The organism is Bradyrhizobium sp. 35 (assembly GCF_023073215.1).
Classification (GTDB): Bacteria; Pseudomonadota; Alphaproteobacteria; order Rhizobiales; family Xanthobacteraceae; genus Bradyrhizobium; species Bradyrhizobium canariense_D.
Genome location: NZ_JADPJC010000160.1, coordinates 182,049 through 206,605 on the forward strand (window position 1 = coordinate 182,049; position 24,557 = coordinate 206,605).

Here is a 24,557-nt window from a genome sequence, read left to right on the forward strand (position 1 = left end):
AGTGACCTCGGCAAGATGGGGATCCCATGGCGAGAGAGTTGGACGGCAAGGTGGCGGCCGTGACCGGGGCTGCGTCGGGCATCGGATTGGCCAGCACCGAGGCGATGCTGGCCGCCGGCGCGCGCGTGGTGATGGTCGACCGCGATGAGGCCGCGCTGAAGGCGCTCCGCGACAAGCACGGCGACGCGGTGATCCCGCTGCTCATCGATCTGCTGGACCCAAAAGACTGTGCAACGGTGCTGCCGCGCGTTCTGGAGCAGGCCGGCCAGCTCGATATCCTGCATGCGAATGCCGGGACGTATGTCGGTGGCGATCTGGTCGATGCCGACACCATGGCGATCGACCGGATGCTGAACCTGAATGTCAACGTCGTGATGAAGAACGTACACGACGTGCTGCCGCACATGATCGCGCGCGGGACCGGCGACATCATCGTCACGAGCTCGCTGGCGGCGCATTTTCCCACGCCATGGGAGCCGGTCTATGCGTCGTCCAAATGGGCGGTGAACTGCTTCGTCCAGACGGTGCGGCGCCAGGTCTTCAAGCACGGCATCCGCGTCGGCTCGATTTCGCCCGGTCCGGTCGTCAGCGCCTTGCTCGCGGACTGGCCGCCGGAGAAGCTGAAGGAAGCCAGGGACTCGGGAAGCCTGCTGGAGGCCGGCGACGTGGCTGAGGTCGTGATGTTCATGCTGACGCGGCCGCGCGGCATGACCATCCGCGACGTGGTGATGCTGCCGACCAATTTCGATCTTTAGGGCGCCAAGCGTGCCCCGGTGAACACCGCCAATTGCGCATCGAACGCCCGCCTGAACGCGGGCCGCGCTTCGCCGCGAGCCACATAGACGGCGATATCTGGATATTCGTCCAGCATGCCTGATGCGTTCAACCTGCGCAGCACTGTCACCATCATGAGGTCGCCGGCGCTGAACGCGCCGTCGAGCCAGTCGGCATCGCCGAGGCGACGGGCCAATTCGCCGAGCCTGACATGGACGCGATCCTGCAGCATGGGCAGCCGCTCCGCGTACCAGCTCTTGTCGCGCTCGAACAGCATGGCCATCCCGAGCTCGACGATCGGCGGCTCCAGCGTGCTCAGCGCAGCAAACATCCAGGCGATCGCGCGGGCCCGGGCGTGCGGCTCCGTCGGCAGCAGCCCGGCGTGACGCTCGGCGATATGGAGCACGATCGCGCCGGACTCGAACAGGGCGAGATCGCCGTGCTCGTAGGTCGGAATCTGCCCGAATGGATGCAGGGCGAGATGCGCGGGTTCTTTCATCGCTTGGAACGAAACCAGACGCACGTCGTAAGGCTGGCCGACCTCTTCGAGCGCCCAGCGCACCCGCATGTCGCGGGCTTGCCCCTTGCCGCGGTCGGGCGAGCTTTCGAAGGCGGTGATGGTGGGGGGCATCGGGAGGGGCTCCGGGGTTGATCGCGTTTTGCGTTCGGAGGACGAATGGAATGAGTGGATTCCGACAGGTTAATGCGTTTTCGTGGACCCCGTAGGCCGCATGAGCGATAGCGATATGCGGGGCAGCTGCCGGCCCCGGATGTCGCTGTCGCTCATCCGGGCTACAAGAAAATCCCGCCGCCGCTGTCGGAACGTCCCTACCTGCCACGTCCTTGGAACATCGGCGCGCCGCCGCGCGCCCGCCCGAGGCGAAAGGATATCCGTTCATGACCTCCATCACGCCGTTTCTCTGGTTCGACAACAACGTGCCGGCGGCCGTCGCCTTCTACAAATCGGTGTTTCCCAACGCCAAGGTTGAGACCGTCAGCGACTTCATGGCGGTGTTCGAGCTCGAAGGCCAGCGCTTCAACGCGCTCAACGGGGGCCCGCAATACAAGTTCAACGAAGCGGTGTCGTTCTTCATCAGCGTGGAGACGCAAGCGGAAGTCGATTATTTCTGGGACAGGCTCACCGCCGACGGCGGCGAAGAATCCCGCTGCGGCTGGCTCAAGGACAGGTTCGGGCTGTCCTGGCAGGTGATCCCATCAGCGCTCGGCCGCTACCTCGGCGACCCCGACCGCAGCAAGGCGAACCGCGTCATGCAGGCGATGATGCAGATGAGAAAGATCGTGATTGCGGATTTGGATAGGGCGTATGCTGGGTGAGGCAGGTGCCCGTGCCCCGGACGCAGCGCATCGCGCCGCTCTTCGCGGCGTGGTGCGCTGCAGAGCCGGGGCCCATGCCGCATCCGTGCCGGAGCTTCTGGGTCCCGGGTCTGCGCTTCGCTTGCCCGGGACACGCGAGCAGGCCAAAGCGGGGACACTCTCGACTATTCCGTTGCAGCGATCCACGCCGCAAGCTCGCGCCACGGCTCCAGCGTCCAATGCCCGGACGCCGCGCCGGACGGCGAGGGCAGCACGAACATCTCGGGCAGACTCTCATCCCGCAGCTGCCGCCCCAGCGCAATCCCGCTTGACGGCCTGCCATAAAACAAGCTCGCCGCCTTCTTGCTCGTGAACGCAATTGTCCTTGGCTGATACTTTTCGATCTTGGCCCTGAACCCCGGCACGTCGATCGTCTCCGCCGCGATCTGGTGATCCATCCCGGCGCCCGATTTGGAAAGATCGGTGAAGCCGATCCCGAGATCGAGCAAGCTTGCGAACTGGCCCGGCTGATAGCGCCGCGGCGTGATCCCGGCCTCATGAATCGCGCGCCAGAAGCGGTTTCCGGGATGGGCGTAATAGTGCCCGAGCTCGGCCGACCGCGTCGAGGCGGCGGTGCCGACGAAGACGAGACGGAGGTTGGGAAGGAGCTGGTCGGGGAGGCGGTGAGGGGATGTATCCGGCACGTCAATTATCCGCGGCTGTAGCCCGCATGAACGGAGTGATATGCGGGGCGGCAAAGACCCGGATGTCGCTGCGCTCATCCGGGCTACGCTTGCCCGCGCTAGTCCGATTTGCGCGTCACACGCACCGCCCGAGCCGCATCTAACTCATAAACTCCGTCGGTGCAGTGGTCTGTCAAAAGATCGAGGCTGAATGATACCCAAGAGTCTCCAATTGCAGACCATGCTTCGCCGGTAAGTTTGGTTTCGTGGACATTGATACTGCGGAAGCTATCCCACGAAATCCGCGGACTAATCCATCACAGGTCATCTGACCGAACCGCGCTAAAATCGACCAACCCTTGGAAAACCACCAGTCCAAGAGCCGGTACCGCAATCACTTGTCCGGTGTCACTTGCAATGCGATCTCGAATGGCGTGGTGTTCCGGATCGATAATGCAAGTATCGCCACACGCGACAACGATCACGTCCCTTCCGTTGGGATGATCGAGCACAGTGGTGCAATCGAAGATGCCTCCCACGAAATTGCCGATCCATGGATCGGAACCCTTGGGATAGAAGCGGACAACCAAACCTTCCCGAAATTCGCGCTCACCGTGTCCGGTCAAAGAGATGGCCGGAGGTCCGTACGGTGGTAGTCCTGGTAGTATTTCAGACCGCATGGGCCGTTCGCATTGCGTTTCCAACTTTGGGGGCGACGATCGTCGCCCCCAAAGTTCGCACGGGCCCGCTCACAACACCCGATTGCTCTCCTTCACCTTCTCCGCATCCAGATACAAGTTCTCGCCCATCTCCTTGAACTTCGCGCTCATCTTAGCCATGCCGTCCTCGGCGGTGCCGCTCATCGACATGCCCACGCCGTTCGGGTCGTTCAGCGTCGCGGCGTAGTCGCGGACGTCCTGCGTGATCTTCATCGAGCAGAATTTTGGGCCGCACATCGAGCAGAAATGCGCGACCTTGTGGGCTTCCTTCGGCAGGGTCTCGTCGTGGAAGTTCTTGGCGGTCTCGGGGTCGAGGCCGAGGTTGAACTGGTCGCTCCAGCGGAAGTCGAAACGGGCGCGGGAGAGCGCGTCGTCGCGCAGCTGGGCTGCCGGGTGACCCTTGGCGAGATCGGAGGCGTGGGCGGCGATCTTGTAGGTGATGACGCCGACCTTGACGTCGTTGCGATCGGGCAGGCCGAGATGCTCCTTCGGCGTGACGTAGCAGAGCATGGCGCAGCCGAACCAGCCGATCATGGCGGCGCCGATGCCCGAGGTGATGTGGTCGTAGCCCGGCGCGATGTCGGTGGTCAGGGGCCCGAGGGTGTAGAACGGCGCTTCGCCGCATTCCTTGAGCTGCTTGTCCATGTTGATCTTGATCTTGTGCATCGGCACGTGGCCGGGGCCTTCGATCATGACCTGGCAGCCCTTGTCCCACGCGATCTTGGTGAGTTCTCCGAGCGTCTCCAATTCGGCGAATTGCGCGCGATCGTTGGCATCGGCGATCGAGCCCGGACGCAGGCCGTCGCCGAGCGAGAACGAGACGTCATACTTGCGCATGAGATCGCAGATCTCGTCGAAATGGGTGTAGAGGAAGCTTTCCTTGTGATGCGCCAGGCACCACTTGGCCATGATCGAGCCGCCGCGCGACACGATGCCGGTGACGCGGTTGGCGGTGAGGTGGATGTATTGCAGGCGCACGCCGGCGTGGATGGTGAAATAGTCGACGCCCTGCTCGCACTGCTCGATCAGCGTGTCCTTGTAGAGCTCCCAGGTCAGCTTGACCGGATCGCCGTCGCACTTCTCCAGCGCCTGATAGATCGGAACGGTGCCGATCGGCACCGGCGCGTTGCGCAAAATCCATTCGCGGGTGGTGTGGATGTTGCGCCCGGTCGAGAGGTCCATCACGGTATCGGCGCCCCAGCGGATCGCCCACACCATCTTCTCAACCTCTTCCTCGACCGATGACGTCACCGCCGAGTTGCCGATATTGGCGTTGATCTTGGTCAGGAAGTTGCGGCCGATGATCATTGGCTCGAGTTCGGCGTGGTTGATGTTGCAGGGGATGATGGCACGTCCCCGCGCGATCTCGCTGCGGACGAACTCCGGGGTGATGAAGGCGGGCACTTCCGCGCCAAAGCTTTCGCCGTCGGCAAGGGCTGCTTCCGCACGCTCGAGCTGCTCCTTGCGGCCGAGATTTTCGCGTGCCGCGACGTAGATCATCTCCTTGGTGATGATGCCGGCACGGGCGAATTCGAGCTGCGTAATCTTGTGGCCGTCGCGGCCGCGCAGCGGCTGGTGATAGGCCGAGAAGGCGCGCGCGGCCTTGTCGGTGGAGACGCTGCCATTGTCCTCCGGCTTGATCTGCCGGCCCTGATATTCCTCGACGCCGCCGCGCTCCAGCACCCAGGCCTTGCGGCCGCGCGCCAGACCGGCGTTGACGTCGATGGTCACGCTAGGGTCGGTGTAGGGGCCGGAGGTGTCGTACACCGGCAGGTTCGGTTCGCCGGCGCCTTCGGACAGGATGATCTCGCGCAGCGGCACGCGCAGGTCGGGCGCGGCATCGGGCGAGGCGAAGATTTTTCGCGACGAGGGCAGCGGGCCGGTGGTGACGGCGGGGACGGTCTTGTCGGGATTGGAGCGGATGTTCATGGGATCCTCCGGTTTAATTCGTTGATGTCGCTATGCGAGAGGCAAATTCGGCTGTCATCCCCGCCTAGTGCGCAATTGCGCACGGGAGCGGGGATCCAGTACTCCGAGACGGTGCGGCTCAAGCCGAGAAGCCGCGGCGTACGGGATCGCCCGGTCGAGCCGGGCGATGACAGTGGCGTGCGGGGTGAGAGAGTGAGGCGCATCACGCCGCCTCCGCGGACAGGCCGAGCCATTGCCGCACCCGCGCATCCGGGTCGGCATTCTGGGTGACGTCGCTGACGACGGCGATGGAATCCGCGCCCGCGGCAAAGATCTCCGCGGCGTGCTCGAACTTGATGCCGCCGATCGCGACCAGCGGGATGTGGCCTACGCGCTTCTTCCATTCCGTGATCTTCGGAATGCCCTGCGGTTCGAAACGCATCGATTTGAGCGTGGTGAAGAAGATCGGGCCCAGCGCGACATAGTCGGGCTCGGCGGCAAGCGCGGTGTCCAGCTCCGCATCGTCGTGGGTGGAGACGCCGAGCGACAAGCCGGCCTCGCGGATGGCAGCGAGGTCGGCGTCGGCAAGGTCCTCCTGGCCGAGATGCAGATATTTTGCGCCGGCGACGATCGCCGCGCGCCAATAGTCGTTGACGACGAGCTTGGCTTGCGTGCCCGCGGTGATCGCCAGCGCGTCGGTGACCATCTGCAGCGATTGCGAGTCGTCGAGGTCCTTTGCGCGCAGCTGGATGGTGCCGACGCCGAGCTTGGTCAGGCGCTCGACCCAGGCGAGGCTGTCGACGACGGGATAAAAGCGATCAGGATACGGCATGCCAGAACGGTGTCCCAACGACAGGGGTGGAAGGGGAGGCGAAATCGCGGGCGTTCATCAGCCCGGCCTCAAAAGCGGTGCGGCCGGCCTCGACGCCGAGGCGGAAGGCGTTGGCCATCGCGACGGGATCGGCGGCCTTGGCGATGGCGGTGTTGAGCAGCACGGCGTCGTAGCCGAGTTCGAGCGCCGCGGCCGCATGCGACGGCGCGCCGATGCCGGCGTCGACCACCAGCGTGATATCGGGCAGCCGCTCGCGCATCAGCTTGAGCGCGTCACGGTTGGTGATGCCTTTTGCGCTGCCGATCGGCGCCGCCCACGGCATCACCACCTTGCAGCCGGCATCGACCAGGCGGTTCGCGATCGAGAGATCCTCGGTGCAATAGGGGAACACCTCAAAACCGTCCTTGATCAGGATGGTCGCGGCTTCGACCAGGCCGACCACGTCGGGCTGCAGCGTGTCGTTGTCGGCGATGACTTCGAGCTTGATCCAGGATGTGCCGAACAATTCGCGCGCGAGCTTGGCCGTCGTCACCGCCTCGCGCACGCTGCGGCAGCCGGCGGTGTTCGGCAGCACCGTGACGTCGAGCTCGCGGATCAGATTCCAGAACGCATCGCCGGTCTTGCCGCCGGCGGATTCGCGCCGCAGCGACACCGTGACGATGTTCGAGCCCGAGGCGCGGATCGCCGACTGCATGATCGCAGGCGAGGGATAGAGCGCGCTGCCGATCAGGAGGCGGGAGGGGAAGGTTTTGCCGTAGAAGGTCACCATGGGGTGTCTCTCCAAATGACACTGTCATCCCCGCCTAGTGCGCAAATTGCGCACGGGGGGCGGGGATCCAGTATTCCAGAGGCGGTGCGGTTAGAACCGAGACGCCGCGGCGTACTGGATCGCCCGGTCAAGCCGGGCGATGACAGCTGAGTGTTCGGCGAGCGCGCCATCATCATCACCCTCCCTGCCGCGGCGTGATGATCTCGATCTCGTCGCCGGGCTTCAGCGCCGTCTCGGCCCAGCGGCTCTTCGGCACGACGTCGTAGTTGAGCGCGATCGCGAAATGGGTGCCCTCGTAGTCGAGCTCGCTGAGCAGCGCGTCGACGCTGGCCGAATTCACCTCGCGCTGCTCGCCGTTCACGATCACGCGCATTGCATCACCTCATTGTCGATCTGGCCGCGCTCGACAAAGCCAAGCGTCAGCTCGGCCAGCGCCGGGGCGATCAGGAAGCCGTGACGGTAGAGGCCGTTCACGCTGATCGTGTTGCCGCGAATGCCGATGCGCGGCAGATTGTCGGGAAAAGCGGGGCGCAGGCCGGAGCCGAATTCGACGATGCGGGCCTCGCCGAAGGCGGGATGCACGGCATAGGCCGCGCCCAACAGCTCCAGCGCCGAGCGGACGCTGACGCCGGTGTCCTCGGCCTCGATCGAGGTCGCGCCGAGCATGAACAGATTGTCCTCGCGCGGGATCACATAGAGCGGCCAGCGCGGATGGATCAGCCGCACCGGCCGCGCAAGCTGCACCTCGCTGGTCTCGATCAGGATCATCTCGCCCTTGACGCCGCGCAAGCCGGGCTGCTCGTCGCGCGCAGCAAGGCCGCGGCAGTCGATCACGATGCCTTCAGGATCAAGTTTTGCGAGTTCGGCCGCGGCGACGTCGCTTTCGAACTTGATGGTGCCGCCGGCGGCGCGGATGCGCTCGTGCAGTTTCGGGAGCACGCGGCGCGGCTCGACATGGCCCTCGGTCGGAAAGAACAGCGCGTCGCGGAAGCGGCCTTCGAGCGAGGGCTCGAGCTCGGCAAGGCCGGCGGCATCGAGCCGGCGATGGCCCTCGGTCATCCGGGCAAAACGCTCGAAGTCGCTGCGCTCGCGCGGGTGGGCGACGACCAGCGAGCCGTTGAAGGGCGTGTCGGGCAGCTCGCGCCGCCAGATGTCGAGCGAGCGCAGGCCGAGCCTGGAGATGATCGGTTCGGAAACTTCCGCCTCGCAATAGGGCGCGAGCATGCCGCCGGCCCAATGGCTGGTGGCATCGGTCATGTCGGCGTCACCGCGCTCGTGCAAGGTGACGGCGTGGCCGGCCTGCGCGAACAGCAAGGCCTGCCAGGCGCCTGCGATGCCTGCGCCGATGATGGATACCGGGGAATCCGGTCGCTTGGTCGTCTGCAACATCCCTGTCCCTTCGCCGGCATGACCCGGATCAGGTTCAAAGGGTCACCGCGGTCCTGGGCGGATTTGCCCATTTAGCGGTATCTCAGCTCCTCCTCGGAGCACCCCTCGGAACGGCTCTAATGTATGCCAGCAGGGCAGGGTGGTCAACGCGCTTGGGCGGGAACCGCGCTTACCTGGGCGCCTGCGCCCGGGCGTTGCGGACGCGCTGGGCGAGCTTCCTGTGCGGCGCGGCGCCGAATATCGGCTGCGGATTGCCGTTCGGCTCGAGCCAAGGGGCGCCCATATTGGCCTCGCTCGTATTGGCGACCTGCACGGCCTCCTGCCGCTGCCGCTTTGCGGCGTAGTAATAGCCGCCGGCGAAATAACGCACGGCGCGGGCGTGATCGCCATTGGCGGCGTGATAGGCGCCGGCGAGATATTTCACGGCATAGGTGAGGTTGGTATTGGGATCGCGCAGGCCGGCGGCGTCGCCGGTGTAGCCGACCCCGCGCGCGGTCGCGAGCTTGATCTGCATCAGCCCGATGGTGCCGCCATGGCCGACCAGGCCGGGCTGATAGCGGCTTTCGCGCATTATGACGCGATGCACCAGCGCCTCCGGCACGCCGTTGGCGCGGGCATGGGCCGCGACCATCTCGGCGTACTCCGCTTGGCCCGCGAATGCGGCCTGTGGCAACGTCAGTCCGGCCGCGAGCAGCGCGGCGACATGTAAAATTTTCATCAAATGTTCCTCGGCACCGCTCACCTGCGCCCGCTCGCGTTAGGCCCCGCGAACGCGGCGATGATGTGGCGAAACGCCTCCGATTACGTTTTTGCAGCGCAGAGCCGTCATTCGGACGCAAGGCCGGCGTAGGGCTTGTCATGCAGACGAAGCCGTCATTCGCGACAGCGGGCCTGTCTATTCGCGTGCGGGCCCGAAAGCGAGTAAGAGAGCGGCGCAAATCGGGAGAGGTGCCATGACAAAAGCAAACGTGGTGAAGGCACACATCGGCGACATTCCCAGGCAAAATCCCTGTGCGCAATGCGGCGCGCCGATCCCCCAACCTGATTGGATCGAGGCGGGCGACGGACGCATCTCCTATCTTTGGACATGCCGTGCTTGCAATTATCGCTTCGAGGCGGTTGCGATTTTTGATGAGGGAGCCGTCGCGCACCCGCCGCTTGCGGCCTGAGGTTTAGTCTTCGGGCCTGATCTTTTCGGAAAACCGCTGCACACTTTGCGCTGGCGCGACCCTTCGGGTCCGGATCATGGCTTAAGCCGCAAGCTGCGGCTGCTGCCGTACCGGCAATTGCATCCGCACGATCGGCCCATGCGGCTCCGGGTCGTGCAGCGACAGCTCGCCGCCGTGGGCGATCGCGATCGCGCGCGCCGCATGAATTTATCCACGAAATCGTGCGCTGCGAAATGTTCCTGAGTGACTTAGGAACAATTGAACGCAGCCCAGATGCTCGCGCAGCACGCGACGAAATTGCAGCACGCGCGGAACTGGGACTGATCCGAGCTGTTTTCTCCGCACAAGTTTTCTGCTGAAGGAGAGGACAATATGTTGATGAAATCGATCGCGGCCGGTCTTGCCGGTACCGCACTGCTCGCAACCGTTGCGTTCGCGCAAAATCCGACCGCCACCACCGACAAGGCGCCGGCTGCCGCGGCGACGACGACCACCACGACCGCGTCGGGACAGTGGCGTACGTCCAAGATGGACGGCATCAAGGTCTATAACGACGCCAATGAGAACATCGGCTCGATCAACGATCTGCTGATGGACAAGAGCGGTAACATCAAGATCGCTGTGATCGGCGTCGGCGGCTTCCTCGGCCTGGGCGAGCATCTGGTTGCGGTGCCCTTTGAGAAGCTGAAATTCGTCAACGAGGCGGTTGCCTACACCGGCGCTGCCGGGAACAACCCGAACAGCGCAGCCAACCGGCCCGCGGCGACTACCACGACGGGTGCCGCGACCGGCACCGACAACAAGCCCGCGACGACAACGACGGCCACGTCCGCGTCGAAATGGTATCCGGACCACGCCGTGTTCAATGCGAGCAAGGACGAGCTGAAGAACATGCCCGAGTTCAAATACTCGGAGTAACGCGGCTCTGAACGGCTAAACGAGGCGCGCCCGGTTTTTGCCGGGCGCGCTGTCGTGCTCTTCCCAACCTCTCCCCGCAAGCGGGAAGAGGGAGAAGAACTTCAGTGCGTCACCAGCGGGCAGCCGCCCTTGTCGAGCGGACGGAAGGCCTCGTCGCCGGGCACGGTGGCGATCAGCTTGTAGAGGTCCCACTCGCCCTTGGAGTCCTCGGGCTTCTTGACCTCGAACAGATACATGTCGTGGACCATGCGGCCGTCGATGCGGATCTTGCCGTTCTTGGCGAAGAAGTCGTTGACCGGTGTCTTGCGCATCTGCTCCATCACCTTCGGTGCCTCGTCGGTCTTGATGGCGTCGATCGCCTTCAGGTAATGCATGGTCGCGGAATAGAGCCCCGCCTGGATCATGGTCGGCATGTGACCGACCTTCTCGTTGAAGCGCTTGGAGAAGGCGCGCGTCTCCTCGTTGGTGTCCCAGTAGAACGCGTCGGTGATGATCAGGCCTTGCGTCGACTTGATGCCGAGCGAATGAACGTCGGTGATCTCCATGAGCAAGGCGATCATCTTCTGGCCGCCCTCCGTCAGGCCGAACTCGGCCGCCTGTTTCAGCGCATTGGTGGTGTCGCCGCCGGCATTGGCCAGTGCGACCACCTTGGCCTTGGAGGCCTGGGCCTGGAGCAGGAAGGAGGAGAAGTCCGACGAGTTGAGCGGATGGCGGACCTCGCCGAGCACCTTGCCGCCGCTCTCCTTGACGACGTTGGCGGCGTCGCGCTGCAGCGCCATGCCGAAGGCGTAGTCGGCGGTGACGAAGAACCAGGTGTCCTCGCCGCGCTTGACCATCGCCTTGCCGGCGACGTTCGACAGCGCATAGGTGTCGTAGGTCCAGTGCACCGTGTTGGGCGAGCAGGCGACGCCCGTGATATCGGATGAGCCGCCGCCGGAATTGATGTGGATCTTGTTCTTCTCGCGCGTCAACGCCGAGATCGGCAGCGCCACCGACGAGGTCGGCACGTCGAAGATCGCGTCGACCTTGTCGTTGTCGTACCAGTTGCGGGCGATGTTGACGCCGACGTCGGGCTTGTTCTGGTGATCGGCGGAGACCACCTGCACGGGCTTGCCCGCGACTTTGGCACCGTAATCGGCGACCGCCATCTCCACGGCGGCGAGCGAGCCCTTGCCGGTCGCGTCCGCATAGAGGCTCGACATGTCCGTGAGCACGCCGATCTTGACGACGTCGTCGGAAATCTGCGCCTGGGCGGCGCCTGACGTGGCGGCGAGCGCGAGACCGGCCGCGATCGCGGCGATGAGCTTTTGCATTTTGTTTCTCCCTCAGCGTTGTTGTTTGGGTTTTGTTGCGGGGACCGTTCTAACGACAATCTGTCCCCGGAGCAAAGCCCGAGAATGCGCGAGGAGGGTTGAGAAATAAGCAGGGCGCGGCAGTGTTTTCACCCTCTCCCCGGGAGAAGGAAGAAGCTCACGCGCTGCTGCCCTTGAGCCGTTCGTTGCGCCGGCGCAGGCCTTCCAGGGTGGCGAGCAGGATGACCGAGACCGTCGTCAGGATCACCGCTGCCGCCGTGATGGTCGGGCTGATGTTCTCGCGGATGCCGCTGAACATCTCGCGCGGCAGGGTGCGCTGCTCGGGACCTGCCATGAACAGCACGATCACCACCTCATCGAAGCTGGTCGCGAAGGCGAACAGGGCCCCCGATGCCACGCCGGGCAGGATCAGCGGCAGGATCACGCGGCGGAAGGCGTCAAGCGGCGAGGCACCGAGCGAGGCGGCAGCGCGGGCCAGATTGGTGTCGAAGCTCTGCAGCGTCGCGCCGACCGTGATGACGACGAAGGGCGTCGCCAGCGCGGTGTGGGCCAGGATCAAGCCGAGATAGCTGCCGGTCAATCCGATCGGCGCGAAGAAGAAATAGAGACCGACCGCGGTGATGACCCCGGGCACGACGACCGGCGACAGCACGAAGGCCAGCACGAGCGGCTTGAACCGGCTCTTCCACTGCGCCAGCCCTAACGCCGCCAGCGTGCCGAGCACCATCGACAGCAGGGTCGAGGCGACACCGATGATCATGCTGTTCTTCAGCGAATTCATCCAGCGCGGCGAATTGATGAAGTCGTCGTACCAGCGCAGCGAGAGGCCCGGCAGCGGATAGGTGAGGTACGAGCCCGAGCTGAACGACAGCGGCATGATCGCAAGGATCGGCGCAATCAGGAAGATGAACACCAGCGTGGAGATCACGATGGTCGCGGTCCACGCAATGCGCTGGCTCGGCGTGCGGATGGAGGAATTGTCGCTCAATTCTTCATCCCTCCCGTGACCTGCTGTCCCTGCACCAGCTTTCCGTAGACGAGCGCGAGCAGAATAGTGGCGAGCAGCAGCACCGCACCCAGTGCCGAAGCAAGGCCCCAATTGGCCGTCTCGGTCGTGTAGAGCGCGATGAAGTAGCTGATCATCTGATCGGCGGCGCCCCCGACGAGTGCTGGCGTGATGTAATAGCCGAGCGCCAGGATGAAGACGAGCAGGCTTCCCGCGCCGATGCCGGGCAGCGTCTGAGGCAGGTAGATCCGCAGGAAGGCGGTGAGCGGCGGCGCGCCGAGCGAGGCGGCGGCACGCATGTAAGCAGGCGAGATCGCCTTCATGCTGCTGTACAGCGGCAGGATCATGAACGGCAGGAGAACGTGGGTCATGGCCACGCAGACACCAAAGCGGTTGTAGATCAGGCGCAGTGGCTCGTCGATGATGCCAAGCCAGAGCAGGCTGTCGTTCACGACGCCTTTGCCCTGCAACAGAACGATCCAGGCGCAGGTGCGGACCAGAAGCGACGTCCAGAACGGCAGCAGGACGAAGATCATCAGCAAATTCGACCGGCCGGGCGGCAGCGCCGCCAGCAGGTAGGCGACCGGGAAGCCAAGGATCAGGCACAGCACCGTGACACTGAGGCTGATGAGGAAGGTGCGGACGAAAACGTCGCGGTAGATGGCCTGATCGGGCGGAGCTGCGACAATCGCGCCGTCCACGTTCCGCGTCAGATCGAGCGCCGACAAAAGATAGAAGCCGGTCACGGGGCCACTGGCGTCCTTGATCGTGGTCCAGGTGGCGCGTTCGCGCCAGGCCGGGTTGATCTTGCCCAGCGTCTCCCTCGCCGTGCCGGGCTCGGGCGCAGTCTTCAGATTGCGTGCGGTGCTGGTCAGGATCGTGCGGAAGCCGTTCAGTGCGTAGTTGAGCCGCTTGGCCGCAATCGCAATGGTGCCGGAATCGCGCGCCGCCATGATGTCGCCCGCCAGCGCCGCGTAGGCCTTTTCGTCCGGCAGATCCCTGCCGTCCCAACTGGCGAGAGCCGCGATGGTCTGAGGCAGAACCAGACGCACCTCGCGGTCATCGACGGCACGCCACAGCATGCCGGCGATGGGCCCAGCGAAGGTGAAGAGCAGGAAGACGAGAAGCGGCAGAACCAGCGCCAATGCTTTGACCTGGCGTGCTCGCTCCGCCCGCCGCAATCGGCGCTTGAGCGGCACCTCGGTCGGGCCATGGGCGCCGGTCAAGAGCGCATCCGTCATTGGTCTAACCTTGGGTCGAGCTTTGTGGGGACGCTATTTCGCGGCCCATTTGTTGAAGCGCTCGGTCAGGCGGTCGATGTTCTCGAGCCAAAAGGCAACATTGATCTCCACCGCATTCTTGATGTTGTCAGGCGCTGTCGGCAGGTCCTTCAGAACAGCAGGCGCGAGCAGGGCGGCTGCGTCCTTGTTCGAGGTGCCATAAGCAATGTTCTCCGACAGTTTCGACTGGTTCTCAGCCTTGCCGACGAAGTCCAGGAACTTGTAGGCCGCGTCCTTGTTCGGGCTGCCTTTCAGGATCACCCAAGTGTCGAGGGTGAAGAGCGCTCCGTCCCAGACCATGCCAAAATTCTTCTTCTCGTTCTTGTTCGCGGTGTCGATGCGGCCATTGTAGACCGAGGTCATTGCCACCTCGCCGGAGGCGAGCAATTGCGGCGGCTGAGCGCCGGCCTTCCACCAGACGATGTCGCCCTTGATGGTGTCCAGCTTCTTGAACGCGCGCTCGACGCCCTCGTCGGTCGCCAGCACCTTGTAGACGTCCTTTGGCGCGACGCCGTCGGCCATGAGGGCGATCTCCAGCGTGGTCTTCGGCCCCTGACGCAGGGCACGCTTGCCCGGGATCTTCTTGGTGTCGAAGAAGTCGGCCCAGCCCTTCGGGGCCTCCTTGAGCTTGTCCTTGTCGTAGCCGAGAACGAAATCGTAGAGGATGGCGCCGACGCCGCAAGGATTGACCGACGGTGGGATATAGGCGGCCTCGCCGCCGATCTTCGAATAGTCGAGCTTTTCGAACAGGCCTTCCTCGCAGCCAACCGCCAGCTCGTCGCTCTCGACCTGGACGACGTCCCAGGTGGCGGCACCACCCTGCACCTTGGCGCGCAACACGCCGACGCCGCCGTCCCAGGACTCGTCATTCAAGGGAACACCGGTCGCTTTCTTGAACGGCTCGAAATAGACCTTCTTCTGGGCATCCTGATAGGCGCCGCCCCACGACACAACGGTGAGGTCACGCGCCTGCGCGACCGTGGCCAGCGTCGCGCTGGCGGTGAATGCCGCGGCCAAACCCAGAATAATCTTGCGCTTCAGCATGGTCTTTGTTCCTTCTTCTTCACGTGACTTGCGTTGAGCTTGGTTGGTCCAGGTCCGCCCACCTTGGAGCGATGCTGCATGGTCGGATCAGACGGGATCGAGGGCCAGGCAGTCCTCCGGGCGGAAGGTGATGAACACGTCATCGCCAGGTCTCAGGCTGCCAGCTGTAAGGCTGCCAGCTCTCAGGCTGTCATGTGTCCCCGGCTGAAGCTTGACCATGAACTCCTTGTTGTCGGCGACGTCGAGCACGGCCAGCGCGTGGTCGCCGAGGTAGATGGTGTTCTGCACCTTGGCCGGCAGTCGGTTCGGTTCGTCGCTGGAGATGCCATCCGGGATGATGGCGATCCGCTCCGGCCGCACCGACAGCGAGGTCGATGCGCCCGCGCCTGATACGTTGACCGCTCGTGCGGTCACGGCGCCGCCGCCCGCCAGCACAACGCGGCAATATTGTTTCTCGACCGTCTCGACGGTGCCGGACAGCACGTTGTTCTCGCCGATGAAATGGGCGACGAAGCTGTTCACCGGATGCTCATACAGCGCGTCGGGCCTGTCGATCTGCTGCACGATGCCATCGTTGAACACGGCGATGCGGTCCGACATGGTGAGCGCTTCACTTTGATCGTGGGTGACATAGACGACGGTGATGCCCATGGTCTCGTGCAGCTGCTTGATCTCCAGTTGCATCTGCTCCCGCAGGCGCTTGTCTAGGGCGCCCAGCGGCTCGTCCATCAGCACGAGTTGCGGATTGAAAACCAGCGCGCGGGCCAGCGCCACGCGCTGCTGTTGACCGCCGGACAGCTGCCCGGGCCGCCGCTGCGCCAGAGTTTCCATCTTGATCATGCGCAATGCCGCTTTGACACGATCCTGCGCTTCGGCCTTGTTCGTGTTGCGAACGGAGAGCGGGAAGGCGATATTCTCCGCAATCGTCAGGTGCGGAAACAGGGCATAATTCTGGAACACCATGCCGATGTCGCGCTTGTGTGCCGGCACGTTCTTGATCGGTCGGTCCGCGAGGAAGATCTCGCCATGGGTCGGAACCTCGAAACCCGCCAGCATCATCAGGGTGGTCGTCTTGCCCGAGCCCGACGGACCAAGCAGGGTGACGAACTCGCCCTTCCTGATGTCGAGATCGAGGTTTTTCACCACGAGGTGCTCGCCATCATAGGTCTTCTGAATGCCGGAAAAGCGCACCAGCGCCGGCGCAGGCGTAACCATGCCGGCTTCCATGTCGTCCTCGCGTTGTCAGCCACAGTGCTGTCAGCACCCCGTCCCCGGGGTGCGAGGAACAGCTTAGCATCGTCCGACCAGATTGCCAGCGGCGCAAGCGACTGCGCGCACGGACCCGTCGGGAAAAGGGGCGCGCTACATCCCCGACAGCTTCGTCACGGATACATTCAGCGAGCCCCCGGCTTCCGCGATCACGCGCAGCGTCTTGGAGTCGAAGGCGATGTCGGCGAGGCTCAGGCTGTCGATCTTCGCTTCGACCTTGATGCCATCCTCGTTCTTCTGATAGTCGGCGATCGCGGCGGCGATCTTCTCGCGTGCGTTGGCGGCAATCGGCTTCAGATCGACCGTCGCTTTCTGCACCAGCGCCTGCTGCATCTGCGGCACCACCGCGCGCCCCGCGGCACCCAGCAGGCCGAAGGCCGCCTCGGATTCCACGGCGAGCTGGATGTCGGCGAGCCGCAGCGTCTGCTGCGCCTGGTCGAGCATCGGCCGGCCCCAGATGTGCACGGTCGCTTCGGCGCCGAGACCAAGCCAGCTCTTCTTCTCCTTGGCGCGCACCAGCAGCGAGATCAGGAGGCGCTCGCCCGACGGGATCACGTTGACGCTCTTGACGGTGACATCGACCGGGCCGGAGCCGTCCTCGGGATAGGTGTGGCCGACCATCTGCGCCGCGATGAGCTTGTTGATCTCGGTGAAGGGCACGTCGATCGGCACGCCAATGTTCACACCGGTGCCGGTCGGCGGCACGATCGAGATCTTGTCGGGGAACGGGCAGTCGGGCTTGGTCGGCGTCGAGATCACGCGCGTCTCGAGCTCGAGGCCAAGCAGCAGCGTCACGTTCTGTGCGTCGACGCGCGGCTGTGCCGCGATGGCGCGGGTCGGCTTCATCTCGAGCCAAAGCGGCGGCAGCGCGGCGGAAGACCCCGAGCCTTGCAGCGGGATCGAGCGGCAGGCCTTGGCCCATTGCAGCTTCGCGTTGTCCCGCAAGGTCGGATCGTTGCGCATGCGTTCGGAGACGGCGTTGATCTGTTCGCCGACGGTCTTGTCGATCAGCGGCTTCACCTGGGCAGGCACGTTGACCTTGGCGCCCGAAATGTTGAGGTTGGTATCGCCAAGATTGACCTGGGCGCCGAGATTGGGCTCGAGATGCCAGTTGGCGGCGAGCTTCGGCCGCGAGGTAACGACGACGTTGCCCTTGATCTCGGCGCTGGCGTTCAAATTCTTGATGTTGACCGCGCCGATCTGTTTCGCGGCATTGCCGCCGAGCACGCTGCCGAGCGCCTCGCCGAGCGCGCCGGTGGCTTTCGACGACAGCGAGCCCGTCACGTTCAGCTTGCCCGTGAGCGGCGTCGAGATCGTCAGCACGTCCTTGTCGCCGGCAGTCGCCATCGGTCCGCGTACCGCCGACCAGCCGATGTCGGCGTTCTCCAGGATTTGCGAGATCGGGTTCTCGGCCTTGCCGGCGAAATTGCGCGGAGCGGCCTTCTCGGCCTGCTCGCGGATCGCCGACAGCGCGATGGCGACCGGCGCCACCACGATCGAGCTCTTCGAGACCGGCGGCAGCAGCGGCAATTGCGCGACCGGCGGCGCGGAATTCGTCGCCCGCGGCGACAGCCAGTCCATCGCCTTCAGGCTGATGAAAAACGACGCCGCGAGCACCGCGACGGCGATCAGGACAGTTTTCAAGTTCAGCGTCAGTCGCATCAATCCCCCAGGCCGCCCCGGGGCAGAAGTCTACAGGGCAGGCAAGGAGGGCGCTAGAGCCCACCGATGGGGTGGAATTGGGGCAAACATATTAACGGCCGCGAACGCACCGTTGCCGCGCATTCGTCCTCGCGTACCTAGCCGCGCTTCGGACGGCGCACCGCCCTCACATTGCCGCGATCTCCGCCACCGCAGAAGAAACGGTCGCCGCCATCGGACTCCAATCCTGACACCATCGTCCCGGCGGGCAGGTCGAGCTGCTCCAGCACCTTGCCCGTCTCGGGGTCGATCCGCCTGATGTCGCTGTCCTCGCCTTCCCAGGTGCCGTGCCAGAGCTCGCCGTCGACCCAGGTCACGCCGGTGACGAAGCGCTTGCTTTCGATGGTGCGGAGAATTTTTCCCGTCTGGGGATCGACCTGATGGATCTTGCGCTCCCGATACTGTCCGACCCAGAGCGAGCCCTCGGCCCAGGCCAGTCCGGAATCGCCGCCGCCGCCGGGTGCCGGGATGGTGGCGAGCACCTTGCCGGTCACAGCGTCGATCTTCTGGATGCGGTCCTCGGCGATCTGGAACAGGTGGCGGCCGTCGAACGCCGTTCCCGCATGCGCGGCGACATCGATGGAGCGGGTGATCTTGCCATCGGCCGGGTCGACCGCGTTCAATCTGTCGCCGGATGCGAACCACATAAGGCTGCCGTCATAGGTGACGCCGTGCACGGCTTCGACGCCTGCATAGGGCCCGTATTCCCTGACGATCTCGGCGGCTGAACGTTTCATCTGCTCGGTCCCTGCGGTGTGAATCCCACTTTACGTCTTCATGAGCGGTCCGGGGAGTAACAAGCCTGTCGGGAAACCCGGCACGGGCGGCGTCATCCAGCGCCGCGCCCGTCCGTGTCCGAAGGACTGCACCTTGTTCGATCGCGCCAGCTCTTCGAGGGCCCGTTGCACGGTGCGCGCGCTCGTTCCCAGCGCCAGCGCGAGCGCCGAACTCGACCAGGGCTCGCCATCAGAGAGGAAGGCGAGCACATTGGCGTGCTTCTCCTCGACGGGCCGTGCGAGGACGAGAACCTGCCGCGTGTTGCGCGGCGTCAGCGCAAAACCTTGCCTGGTCGCGCTGACGTCGGCCAGAGGCTTGAGCTTGGTGCGGAGCCGCCCGATTTCGACGCGCAGCCGGGCGCGATGCGATTCATCGACGTGCCTTGCCTGAAACGCTCCCGTGATCAACCCTTCCCGCGAGACATCGGCCGGCCAGGCCTGCGCCAGGATGCGCGCGAGTGCGAACAGCACCGGCCGCGTTCCGAGCGGCACGAGGATGCCTCGCCTGCGAACCGCGTGATGGAACGTGTCCACCACGAGCGCCTCCGATGTCACGAGGTCCTCGACCTCCTCGAGCAGTAGCGGCCGTTCGTGCCCGCGCGTGATCAAGCGCGCTGCGGGCGTGTCGAGCACGCGGCTCGTGCCTTCGACCTCGGCCGCAAGCGCGGGAATGCCGGCCTGTCGTGCTGCGCTCGCCGCGCGCCCGAGCGCCGCGCGCGCGTCTTTCGTTCTGAGCCGCCGGATCGCGATGCCGGCAATCACGAGTTCGCGGCCGACCTGCGCAGCCGGGGGCAGCGGCGTGGACTTGATGTCGGCCAGCGTGCGTTCGGCCTCGTCAAGGCGCCCGAGAAGGAGAAGTCGGCGCGCCTCGATGTGACCCGCATGGGCCGCGTTGGCGAGGTCACCGTGGCTTGCGAGCGTCGCCCGCGCGGCCACGAGCGTGTTGGCCGGCCAATTCAGGTCGCGCGAGACGAGTGCGATCTCGGCCTCCGCGACGACGCATCTTGCCCGCGCGACCGCCTCTCTCGGGCCGAAGGCACGTGCGGCGCTGCGCAGCAGCGTCTTCGCCTTGGCGAGATCGCCGAGTTGCGCCATCGCGATGCCGCGCAGCGCCAGCGAAGGTGCATCGTTGCGCAGCGCAACGCGGTTCAGCGCGCCGAGCGGATCGCCGGCTTGGAGCGCGCGCGCCGCGGCCGTGATCAGCGACTCCATTCAAATCCCGCCACACTTGTTACTCCCACCACGCAACCGTCCGGTGCGAGAGATCGTTGACGGCCGACAATGTGCGGCGAGGGGCGAGCGGTTCCGCATCTTGCATAGCGAGATACGGAACGGCCGCCCGGGAAAAGTTGGAGAGCCATGATGACATCAGCTGACAACGCAGGAAATAACGGACAAGCCGCCATGCAAACACCGCCGGTGGTGTCGCCGCAGGACTGGGAGGCCGCCCGTCAGCAACTGCTCGTGAAGGAAAAGGCGCATACCCGTGCCCGCGATGCCCTGGCGGCCGAGCGCCGGCGCATGCCGTGGATGGAAGTGACCAAAACCTATGCGTTCGAGGGGCCGGGCGGCAAGGTCAGTCTGCACGACCTGTTCCAGGGCCGGCGGCAGCTGATCGTCTACCGTGCGTTCTTCGAGCCGGGCGTGTTCGGCTGGCCGGATCATGCCTGCCGCGGCTGCTCCATGGTGGCCGACCAGGTCGCGCATGTCGCGCACCTCAATGCCCGCGACACCACGCTGGTGTTCGCCTCGCGCGCACCGCAGGCCGATATCAGCAGGCTGAAGCAGCGGATGGGCTGGACCATGCCATGGGTCACCGTCACCGACAGTTTCGATGCGGATTTCGGCGTCGACGAGTGGCACGGGACCAACGTGTTCTTCCGCGACGGCGACCGGATCTTCCGCACCTATTTCGTCAAGAGCCGGGGCGACGAGCAGATGGGCGGCACCTGGAATTACCTCGACATCACGCCGCTGGGACGGCAGGAGGTCTGGGAGGATTCGCCGAAAGGCTATCCGCAGACGCCGACCTACAAATGGTGGAACTGGCACGACAGCTACACCGAAGGTGCGGCGCCCGACAAGAGATGGGTCGAGATCTCGACCGCGGGCGAGAAGGCTTTTCGCGAGGAGGCGGCTGAAGGACGTGACTAGTCCCGTCAGCGCAATGGCCGGCGCGAGCCGCAACGGTGTGGTGGCTGCGCGCCACCTCGCCAGATGGTTGGGGCTGGCGGCGACGCCGACCTTCGCGATCATGGCCGTACTGACGGCCATGCTTGATGGCCCGGCGGACATGCTGTGTGGCTCCGGACATGGGGCGATGCTCGGCGGGATGGTGCCGATGTATCTGCTGATGAGCGCGTTTCATTCGGCGGCGTGGCTGAGGCTGATCGCAGATCGGCGGGGCCGGTGGCCCTACTGCGAAGCCGCCTGCAAATAGGCAACGATCTTGCCCGCTTCCTCCGCCGAGACGCCGCCATAGGGCTGCATCTTGTTGCCGGAGACGACCTCGTCCGGCTTGAGCATGAAGCGGGTGAGTTTGTCCTGGTCCCAGACGAAGCCGGCTTCCTTCATCGACGAAGAATAGTTGTAGTTCGGCAGCGCGCCGGCCTTGCGTCCGACGATTTTGTTGAGGTTGGGGCCCAGACGATTGTCGCCCTCTTTCACCGAGTGGCAGGTGCGGCAGGAATTGTTGAAGGCTTGCTGGGCTGCATCGTCGCTCCCCGGCTGCTGTGCGCGCGAGGTGGGCACGGTCAGCAGCAGTGCCACGGCGGCAGCGATCGCGCGCAGGCATTTGCCTTGCGGCGTTTGCGGACGTGATTGCATTCGCGCCTCCATCGGGGATCGCGCCGCAGCACGCGCGCGCATCGGTATGCAGAGGGCCAACGAAAACGGCCCCGGTGGGTTCCGGGGCCGCTTGCGTCACAATGTCCTGTCGCTTACCGCGTTGCGGCTCCGAGTTCTGCGCGGCGCTCCGTCATCGGCAGCACGATCACCTTGGTGCCGACGTTGACGCGGGAGTACAGGTCCGCGACATCGTCATTGGTCAGGCGGATGCAGCCGGAGGAGACGTGCTTGCCGATGGTGTCGGGTGCGTTGGTGCCGTGGATGCGGTAGATGGTGCCGCCGAGATACATGGCGCGGGCGCCGAGCGGATTGCCGGGACCGCCGGCCATGTGGCGCGGCAGATAGGGTTGGCGGGCGATCATCTCCGGCGGCGGGGTCCAATCCGGCCACTCCGCCTTCTTGGTCACCGACTGGGTGCCGGACCAGGTGAAACCGTCGCGGCCGACGCCGATGCCGTAGCGCATCGCCTGGCCATTGCCGAGCACGAGATAGAGATAGGTGTTGGGCGTATCGATGATGATGGTGCCCGGCGCCTCACGCGTCGCATAGGAGACGGTCTGGCGGCGGAAGCGGGCCGGCGTTTCGACCGCGTCCTGCTCCTCGGACGGCGCGGCCCGATAGGGCGTCGCTTGATAAGGCTGGTACGGCTGCGGCGCTGCGATCGGCGGCAGCGGCTGGAAGAAGGGGAAGAGCTGCACAGGCGCGGCCTTGGCCGGGCCGGCGAACGCGATCGCGGTGACAGCCACTGCGCCAAACGCAACGGCGCGCGAATAAGTCTTCAACGTCTCCAGATTGATCATCGGTCGCCCCTGTTTGCGCGGTGTTTCTTGGTCACCCGGCACCGTTGCGGTGCTCTGTTGCCTAGATCACTAACGGCAAGAAGTTTCGGGACGTTTGCGCGGAAAACCGAAAACGGTTTCATGGCGGAAAGGATTGTTTCATGACGGTTTCGTGGCTGCGCGGACCCGTTAACGAACAAAACAGCGGGCCGACACTTCCATGACGTCACACGCCTGAAATATCCGTGGTTGATGGTCCTAAGCCGAGAATCATAAAAATCTCGGGATTTCCCCATGCGGGTATTAATCGCGACTGACGCCTGGCATCCGCAGGTCAACGGTGTGGTGCGGACGCTGACCTCGCTGGCTGGCGCGGCCAAGGCATTGGATGTCGAGATCGACTTCCTGACGCCGGACGGCTTTCGGTCATGGCCGTTGCCGACCTATCCGGGGCTGCGCATTGCGCTGCCGAGCGGCAGGGAGATTGGGCGGCGGATCGAGAGGGCGGCGCCGGAGGCGCTGCACATCGCGACCGAAGGGCCGATCGGCTGGGCGGCGCGGGCTTATTGCCGTCGCAACCGGCTCGCCTTCACCACCTCCTACACCACGCGCTTTCCCGAATACGTCTCGGTGCGAACCGGCATCCCCGCGAGCGTCGGCTACGCCGTGCTGCGCCACTTCCACGATGCCGCCGCCATGACGATGGTCGCGACGCCCTCGCTGCGGCAGGAGCTGTCCGAGCGCGGTTTCAAGCGGCTCGGCTTCTGGACCCGCGGCGTGAACACCGAGCTGTTTCATCCGGACTCTCCAGCCAAGCTCGATCTGCCCGGGCCGATCTTCATGACGATGGGCCGCGTGGCGGTGGAGAAGAACCTCGAGGCTTTCCTCTCGCTCGACCTGCCCGGCACCAAGGTCGTCATCGGCGACGGTCCGCAGAAGGCCGGCCTTGAAAAGAAATTTCCCGACGTGGTCTTCCTCGGCGAGAAGAAGGGCGCTGACCTCACCGCGCACCTCGCCGCCGCTGACGTGTTCGTGTTTCCGAGCCTGACCGACACGTTCGGCGTGGTGCAGCTCGAAGCGCTCGCCTGCGGCACGCCGGTTGCGGCGTTTCCGGTGACGGGACCGAAGGACGTCATCGCAGATCATCCGATCGGCGCGATCGACCACGATTTGCGCGAAGCGTGCCTGCGCGCACTGACCATGTCGCGCGAGACCTGCCGCAACTTCGCGCTGGAGCGCTCCTGGGAAAACAGCGCGCGCCAATTCGTCGGCAACCTCACTTCACTTCAGCCCAGCCGCGTCTTGCGCGCCTCGCCTCGCATGGCGCGGCGGCCGGTGCGCGGCTGATCCCGTTCGACCACAGCGAGAACCTCATCGATGGCTAAGATCATGAACCTTGACGGCACCCAGCAGCTCGACCTCACCCGTGGCACGGTCGAGCAGGCCTATGATCGTTGGGCACCGGTCTACGACCTCGTGTTCGGAGGCGTGTTCGCAAAAGGCCGGCAGGCCGCGATCGCGGCCACCAACAAGATCGGCGGCCGGGTGCTCGAGGTCGGCGTCGGCACCGGCATCTCGCTGCCGCTCTACGCGCCGCATCTGCGCATCTTCGGCACCGACATCTCGGAGGCGATGCTCGACAAGGCGCGCCAGCGCGTCGTCGAGGGCGGCCTAGAGAACGTCGAAGGCCTCGCGGTGATGGATGCCGAGAAGCTCGAATTCCCCGACAACTCCTTCGACGTCGTGATGGCGCAATACGTCGTCACCGCCGTGCCGAATCCGGAAGTTGCGCTTGACGAATTCGCCCGCGTGCTGCGCCCGGGAGGGGAGCTGATCATCCTCACCCGCGTCAGCGCCGATACCGGCATGCGCCGCTTCATCGAGCAGAAGCTGCAGCCGGTGGTACGTCCGCTCGGTTTCCGCACCGCCGAGTTCGCCTGGTCGCGTTATGCCAAATGGCTGGCCGGTGCCGACGGCATCGAGCTCGCCGAGCGCCGCCTGATCCCGCCGCTCGGTCATTTCTCGCTGGTGCGATTCCGCAAGATCGACGTCGCCAAGGCGGCTTGA

27 protein-coding genes and 1 riboswitch are annotated in these 24,557 nt (G+C 64.9%); of the genes, 8 read left to right on the forward strand and 19 right to left on the reverse strand.

Annotation, left to right across the window (positions count from 1 at the left end; all coding sequences use genetic code 11):
- The first annotated feature begins 26 nt into the window (after nucleotides 1-26).
- Nucleotides 27-755: an SDR family oxidoreductase gene (locus IVB36_RS36710; protein ID WP_085351856.1), complete on the forward strand. Its 729-nt coding sequence runs from the start codon at nucleotides 27-29 to the stop codon at nucleotides 753-755.
- Here the strand turns inward: IVB36_RS36710 and IVB36_RS36715 are convergent.
- On the reverse strand, nucleotides 752-1,405 hold the full coding sequence (locus tag IVB36_RS36715) for a glutathione S-transferase family protein (protein WP_247294961.1): 654 nt from the start codon (nucleotides 1,403-1,405) through the stop codon (nucleotides 752-754). The two genes, IVB36_RS36710 and IVB36_RS36715, sit on opposite strands and share 4 nt — an antisense overlap.
- Nucleotides 1,406-1,671: 266 nt before the next feature.
- Here IVB36_RS36715 and IVB36_RS36720 point away from each other — a divergent pair, with 266 nt between their 5' ends.
- Nucleotides 1,672-2,109: a VOC family protein gene (locus tag IVB36_RS36720; RefSeq protein ID WP_085349134.1), complete on the forward strand. Its 438-nt coding sequence runs from the start codon at nucleotides 1,672-1,674 to the stop codon at nucleotides 2,107-2,109.
- A gap of 164 nt (nucleotides 2,110-2,273) precedes the next feature.
- Here the strand turns inward: IVB36_RS36720 and IVB36_RS36725 are convergent, their stop codons facing one another.
- The 8 genes from IVB36_RS36725 to IVB36_RS36760 all read right to left on the reverse strand — a co-directional run bounded on the left by IVB36_RS36725 (nucleotide 2,274) and on the right by IVB36_RS36760 (nucleotide 9,106).
- The gene (locus IVB36_RS36725; protein WP_247294960.1) at nucleotides 2,274-2,792 is read right to left on the reverse strand and encodes a mismatch-specific DNA-glycosylase; all 519 of its coding nucleotides are present in this window, start codon (nucleotides 2,790-2,792) and stop codon (nucleotides 2,274-2,276) included.
- Nucleotides 2,793-3,088: 296 nt separating this feature from the next.
- Nucleotides 3,089-3,397: a hypothetical protein gene (locus IVB36_RS36730; RefSeq protein WP_247294958.1), complete on the reverse strand. Its 309-nt coding sequence runs from the start codon at nucleotides 3,395-3,397 to the stop codon at nucleotides 3,089-3,091.
- Between the two features lie 123 nt (nucleotides 3,398-3,520).
- Nucleotides 3,521-5,419 carry a phosphomethylpyrimidine synthase ThiC gene (gene thiC, locus IVB36_RS36735; RefSeq protein ID WP_247294956.1) on the reverse strand — a complete coding sequence of 633 codons (1,899 nt, stop codon included), beginning with the start codon at nucleotides 5,417-5,419 and terminating at the stop codon, nucleotides 3,521-3,523.
- Between the two features lie 202 nt (nucleotides 5,420-5,621).
- Nucleotides 5,622-6,230, reverse strand: coding sequence for a thiamine phosphate synthase (locus tag IVB36_RS36740; protein ID WP_085349131.1), 609 nt, complete (start codon nucleotides 6,228-6,230; stop codon nucleotides 5,622-5,624).
- Nucleotides 6,217-6,999, reverse strand: a complete 783-nt coding sequence (locus IVB36_RS36745; protein ID WP_247361152.1) for a thiazole synthase — start codon at nucleotides 6,997-6,999, stop codon at nucleotides 6,217-6,219. The genes IVB36_RS36740 and IVB36_RS36745 overlap by 14 nt, the downstream gene beginning before the upstream one ends.
- A 175-nt stretch (nucleotides 7,000-7,174) precedes the next feature.
- The gene (gene thiS / locus IVB36_RS36750; RefSeq protein WP_085349129.1) at nucleotides 7,175-7,372 is read right to left on the reverse strand and encodes a sulfur carrier protein ThiS; all 198 of its coding nucleotides are present in this window, start codon (nucleotides 7,370-7,372) and stop codon (nucleotides 7,175-7,177) included.
- On the reverse strand, nucleotides 7,363-8,388 hold the full coding sequence (locus IVB36_RS36755) for an FAD-dependent oxidoreductase (protein WP_247294948.1): 1,026 nt from the start codon (nucleotides 8,386-8,388) through the stop codon (nucleotides 7,363-7,365). The genes thiS and IVB36_RS36755 overlap by 10 nt, the downstream gene beginning before the upstream one ends.
- Nucleotides 8,376-8,504: riboswitch (TPP riboswitch) on the reverse strand. (Overlaps the previous gene by 13 nt.)
- Before the next feature lie 53 nt (nucleotides 8,505-8,557).
- The gene (locus tag IVB36_RS36760; RefSeq protein ID WP_247294945.1) at nucleotides 8,558-9,106 is read right to left on the reverse strand and encodes a lytic transglycosylase domain-containing protein; all 549 of its coding nucleotides are present in this window, start codon (nucleotides 9,104-9,106) and stop codon (nucleotides 8,558-8,560) included.
- Nucleotides 9,107-9,341: 235 nt separating this feature from the next.
- On the opposite strand from IVB36_RS36760, the gene IVB36_RS36765 reads away from it, so the two are divergent.
- Together IVB36_RS36765 and IVB36_RS36770 are read left to right on the forward strand one after the other, a co-directional pair.
- On the forward strand, nucleotides 9,342-9,557 hold the full coding sequence (locus IVB36_RS36765) for a hypothetical protein (RefSeq protein WP_018454159.1): 216 nt from the start codon (nucleotides 9,342-9,344) through the stop codon (nucleotides 9,555-9,557).
- A 372-nt stretch (nucleotides 9,558-9,929) separates the two neighbouring features.
- Complete coding sequence (locus tag IVB36_RS36770) at nucleotides 9,930-10,475, forward strand: PRC-barrel domain-containing protein (RefSeq protein ID WP_018454160.1); 546 nt, start codon at nucleotides 9,930-9,932, stop codon at nucleotides 10,473-10,475.
- Nucleotides 10,476-10,576: 101 nt separating this feature from the next.
- Here the strand turns inward: IVB36_RS36770 and IVB36_RS36775 are convergent, their stop codons facing one another.
- From IVB36_RS36775 to IVB36_RS36810, 8 genes are all read right to left on the reverse strand, one after another.
- Complete coding sequence (locus tag IVB36_RS36775) at nucleotides 10,577-11,788, reverse strand: ABC transporter substrate-binding protein (RefSeq protein ID WP_018454161.1); 1,212 nt, start codon at nucleotides 11,786-11,788, stop codon at nucleotides 10,577-10,579.
- Between the two features lie 157 nt (nucleotides 11,789-11,945).
- The gene (locus tag IVB36_RS36780) at nucleotides 11,946-12,776 is read right to left on the reverse strand and encodes an ABC transporter permease (protein WP_018454162.1); all 831 of its coding nucleotides are present in this window, start codon (nucleotides 12,774-12,776) and stop codon (nucleotides 11,946-11,948) included.
- Nucleotides 12,773-14,035, reverse strand: coding sequence for an ABC transporter permease (locus tag IVB36_RS36785; protein WP_247294943.1), 1,263 nt, complete (start codon nucleotides 14,033-14,035; stop codon nucleotides 12,773-12,775). Before IVB36_RS36785 ends, IVB36_RS36780 begins: the two co-directional genes overlap by 4 nt.
- 33 nt (nucleotides 14,036-14,068) lie before the next feature.
- A complete protein-coding gene (locus IVB36_RS36790; RefSeq protein ID WP_085385377.1) occupies nucleotides 14,069-15,118 on the reverse strand; it encodes an ABC transporter substrate-binding protein in 1,050 nt (349 codons plus the stop codon).
- A gap of 87 nt (nucleotides 15,119-15,205) precedes the next feature.
- Nucleotides 15,206-16,345: an ABC transporter ATP-binding protein gene (locus IVB36_RS36795; RefSeq protein WP_085385378.1), complete on the reverse strand. Its 1,140-nt coding sequence runs from the start codon at nucleotides 16,343-16,345 to the stop codon at nucleotides 15,206-15,208.
- A 135-nt stretch (nucleotides 16,346-16,480) separates the two neighbouring features.
- Nucleotides 16,481-18,049 carry a DUF4403 family protein gene (locus IVB36_RS36800; RefSeq protein ID WP_247394802.1) on the reverse strand — a complete coding sequence of 523 codons (1,569 nt, stop codon included), beginning with the start codon at nucleotides 18,047-18,049 and terminating at the stop codon, nucleotides 16,481-16,483.
- Nucleotides 18,050-18,186: 137 nt separating this feature from the next.
- The gene (locus IVB36_RS36805; protein WP_085385379.1) at nucleotides 18,187-18,825 is read right to left on the reverse strand and encodes a PQQ-binding-like beta-propeller repeat protein; all 639 of its coding nucleotides are present in this window, start codon (nucleotides 18,823-18,825) and stop codon (nucleotides 18,187-18,189) included.
- Nucleotides 18,826-18,855: 30 nt separating this feature from the next.
- Complete coding sequence (locus tag IVB36_RS36810) at nucleotides 18,856-20,076, reverse strand: helix-turn-helix domain-containing protein (protein ID WP_085385380.1); 1,221 nt, start codon at nucleotides 20,074-20,076, stop codon at nucleotides 18,856-18,858.
- A gap of 147 nt (nucleotides 20,077-20,223) precedes the next feature.
- Here IVB36_RS36810 and IVB36_RS36815 point away from each other — a divergent pair, with 147 nt between their 5' ends.
- Nucleotides 20,224-21,018: a DUF899 domain-containing protein gene (locus IVB36_RS36815; RefSeq protein WP_085385381.1), complete on the forward strand. Its 795-nt coding sequence runs from the start codon at nucleotides 20,224-20,226 to the stop codon at nucleotides 21,016-21,018.
- Nucleotides 21,011-21,304 (forward strand): hypothetical protein, encoded by a 294-nt coding sequence (locus IVB36_RS36820; protein WP_039798961.1) that lies wholly within the window; start codon nucleotides 21,011-21,013, stop codon nucleotides 21,302-21,304. The genes IVB36_RS36815 and IVB36_RS36820 overlap by 8 nt, the downstream gene beginning before the upstream one ends.
- Here IVB36_RS36820 and IVB36_RS36825 read toward each other — a convergent pair.
- Both IVB36_RS36825 and IVB36_RS36830 read right to left on the reverse strand, forming a co-directional pair.
- A complete protein-coding gene (locus IVB36_RS36825) occupies nucleotides 21,280-21,690 on the reverse strand; it encodes a c-type cytochrome (RefSeq protein WP_039799008.1) in 411 nt (136 codons plus the stop codon). The two genes, IVB36_RS36820 and IVB36_RS36825, sit on opposite strands and share 25 nt — an antisense overlap.
- Before the next feature lie 113 nt (nucleotides 21,691-21,803).
- Complete coding sequence (locus IVB36_RS36830; protein ID WP_085385382.1) at nucleotides 21,804-22,511, reverse strand: L,D-transpeptidase; 708 nt, start codon at nucleotides 22,509-22,511, stop codon at nucleotides 21,804-21,806.
- Nucleotides 22,512-22,784: 273 nt separating this feature from the next.
- Here IVB36_RS36830 and IVB36_RS36835 point away from each other — a divergent pair, with 273 nt between their 5' ends.
- The gene (locus IVB36_RS36835) at nucleotides 22,785-23,837 is read left to right on the forward strand and encodes a glycosyltransferase family 1 protein (protein WP_247294938.1); all 1,053 of its coding nucleotides are present in this window, start codon (nucleotides 22,785-22,787) and stop codon (nucleotides 23,835-23,837) included.
- 30 nt (nucleotides 23,838-23,867) lie between these two features.
- Nucleotides 23,868-24,557, forward strand: a complete 690-nt coding sequence (locus IVB36_RS36840) for a methyltransferase domain-containing protein (RefSeq protein ID WP_085349115.1) — start codon at nucleotides 23,868-23,870, stop codon at nucleotides 24,555-24,557.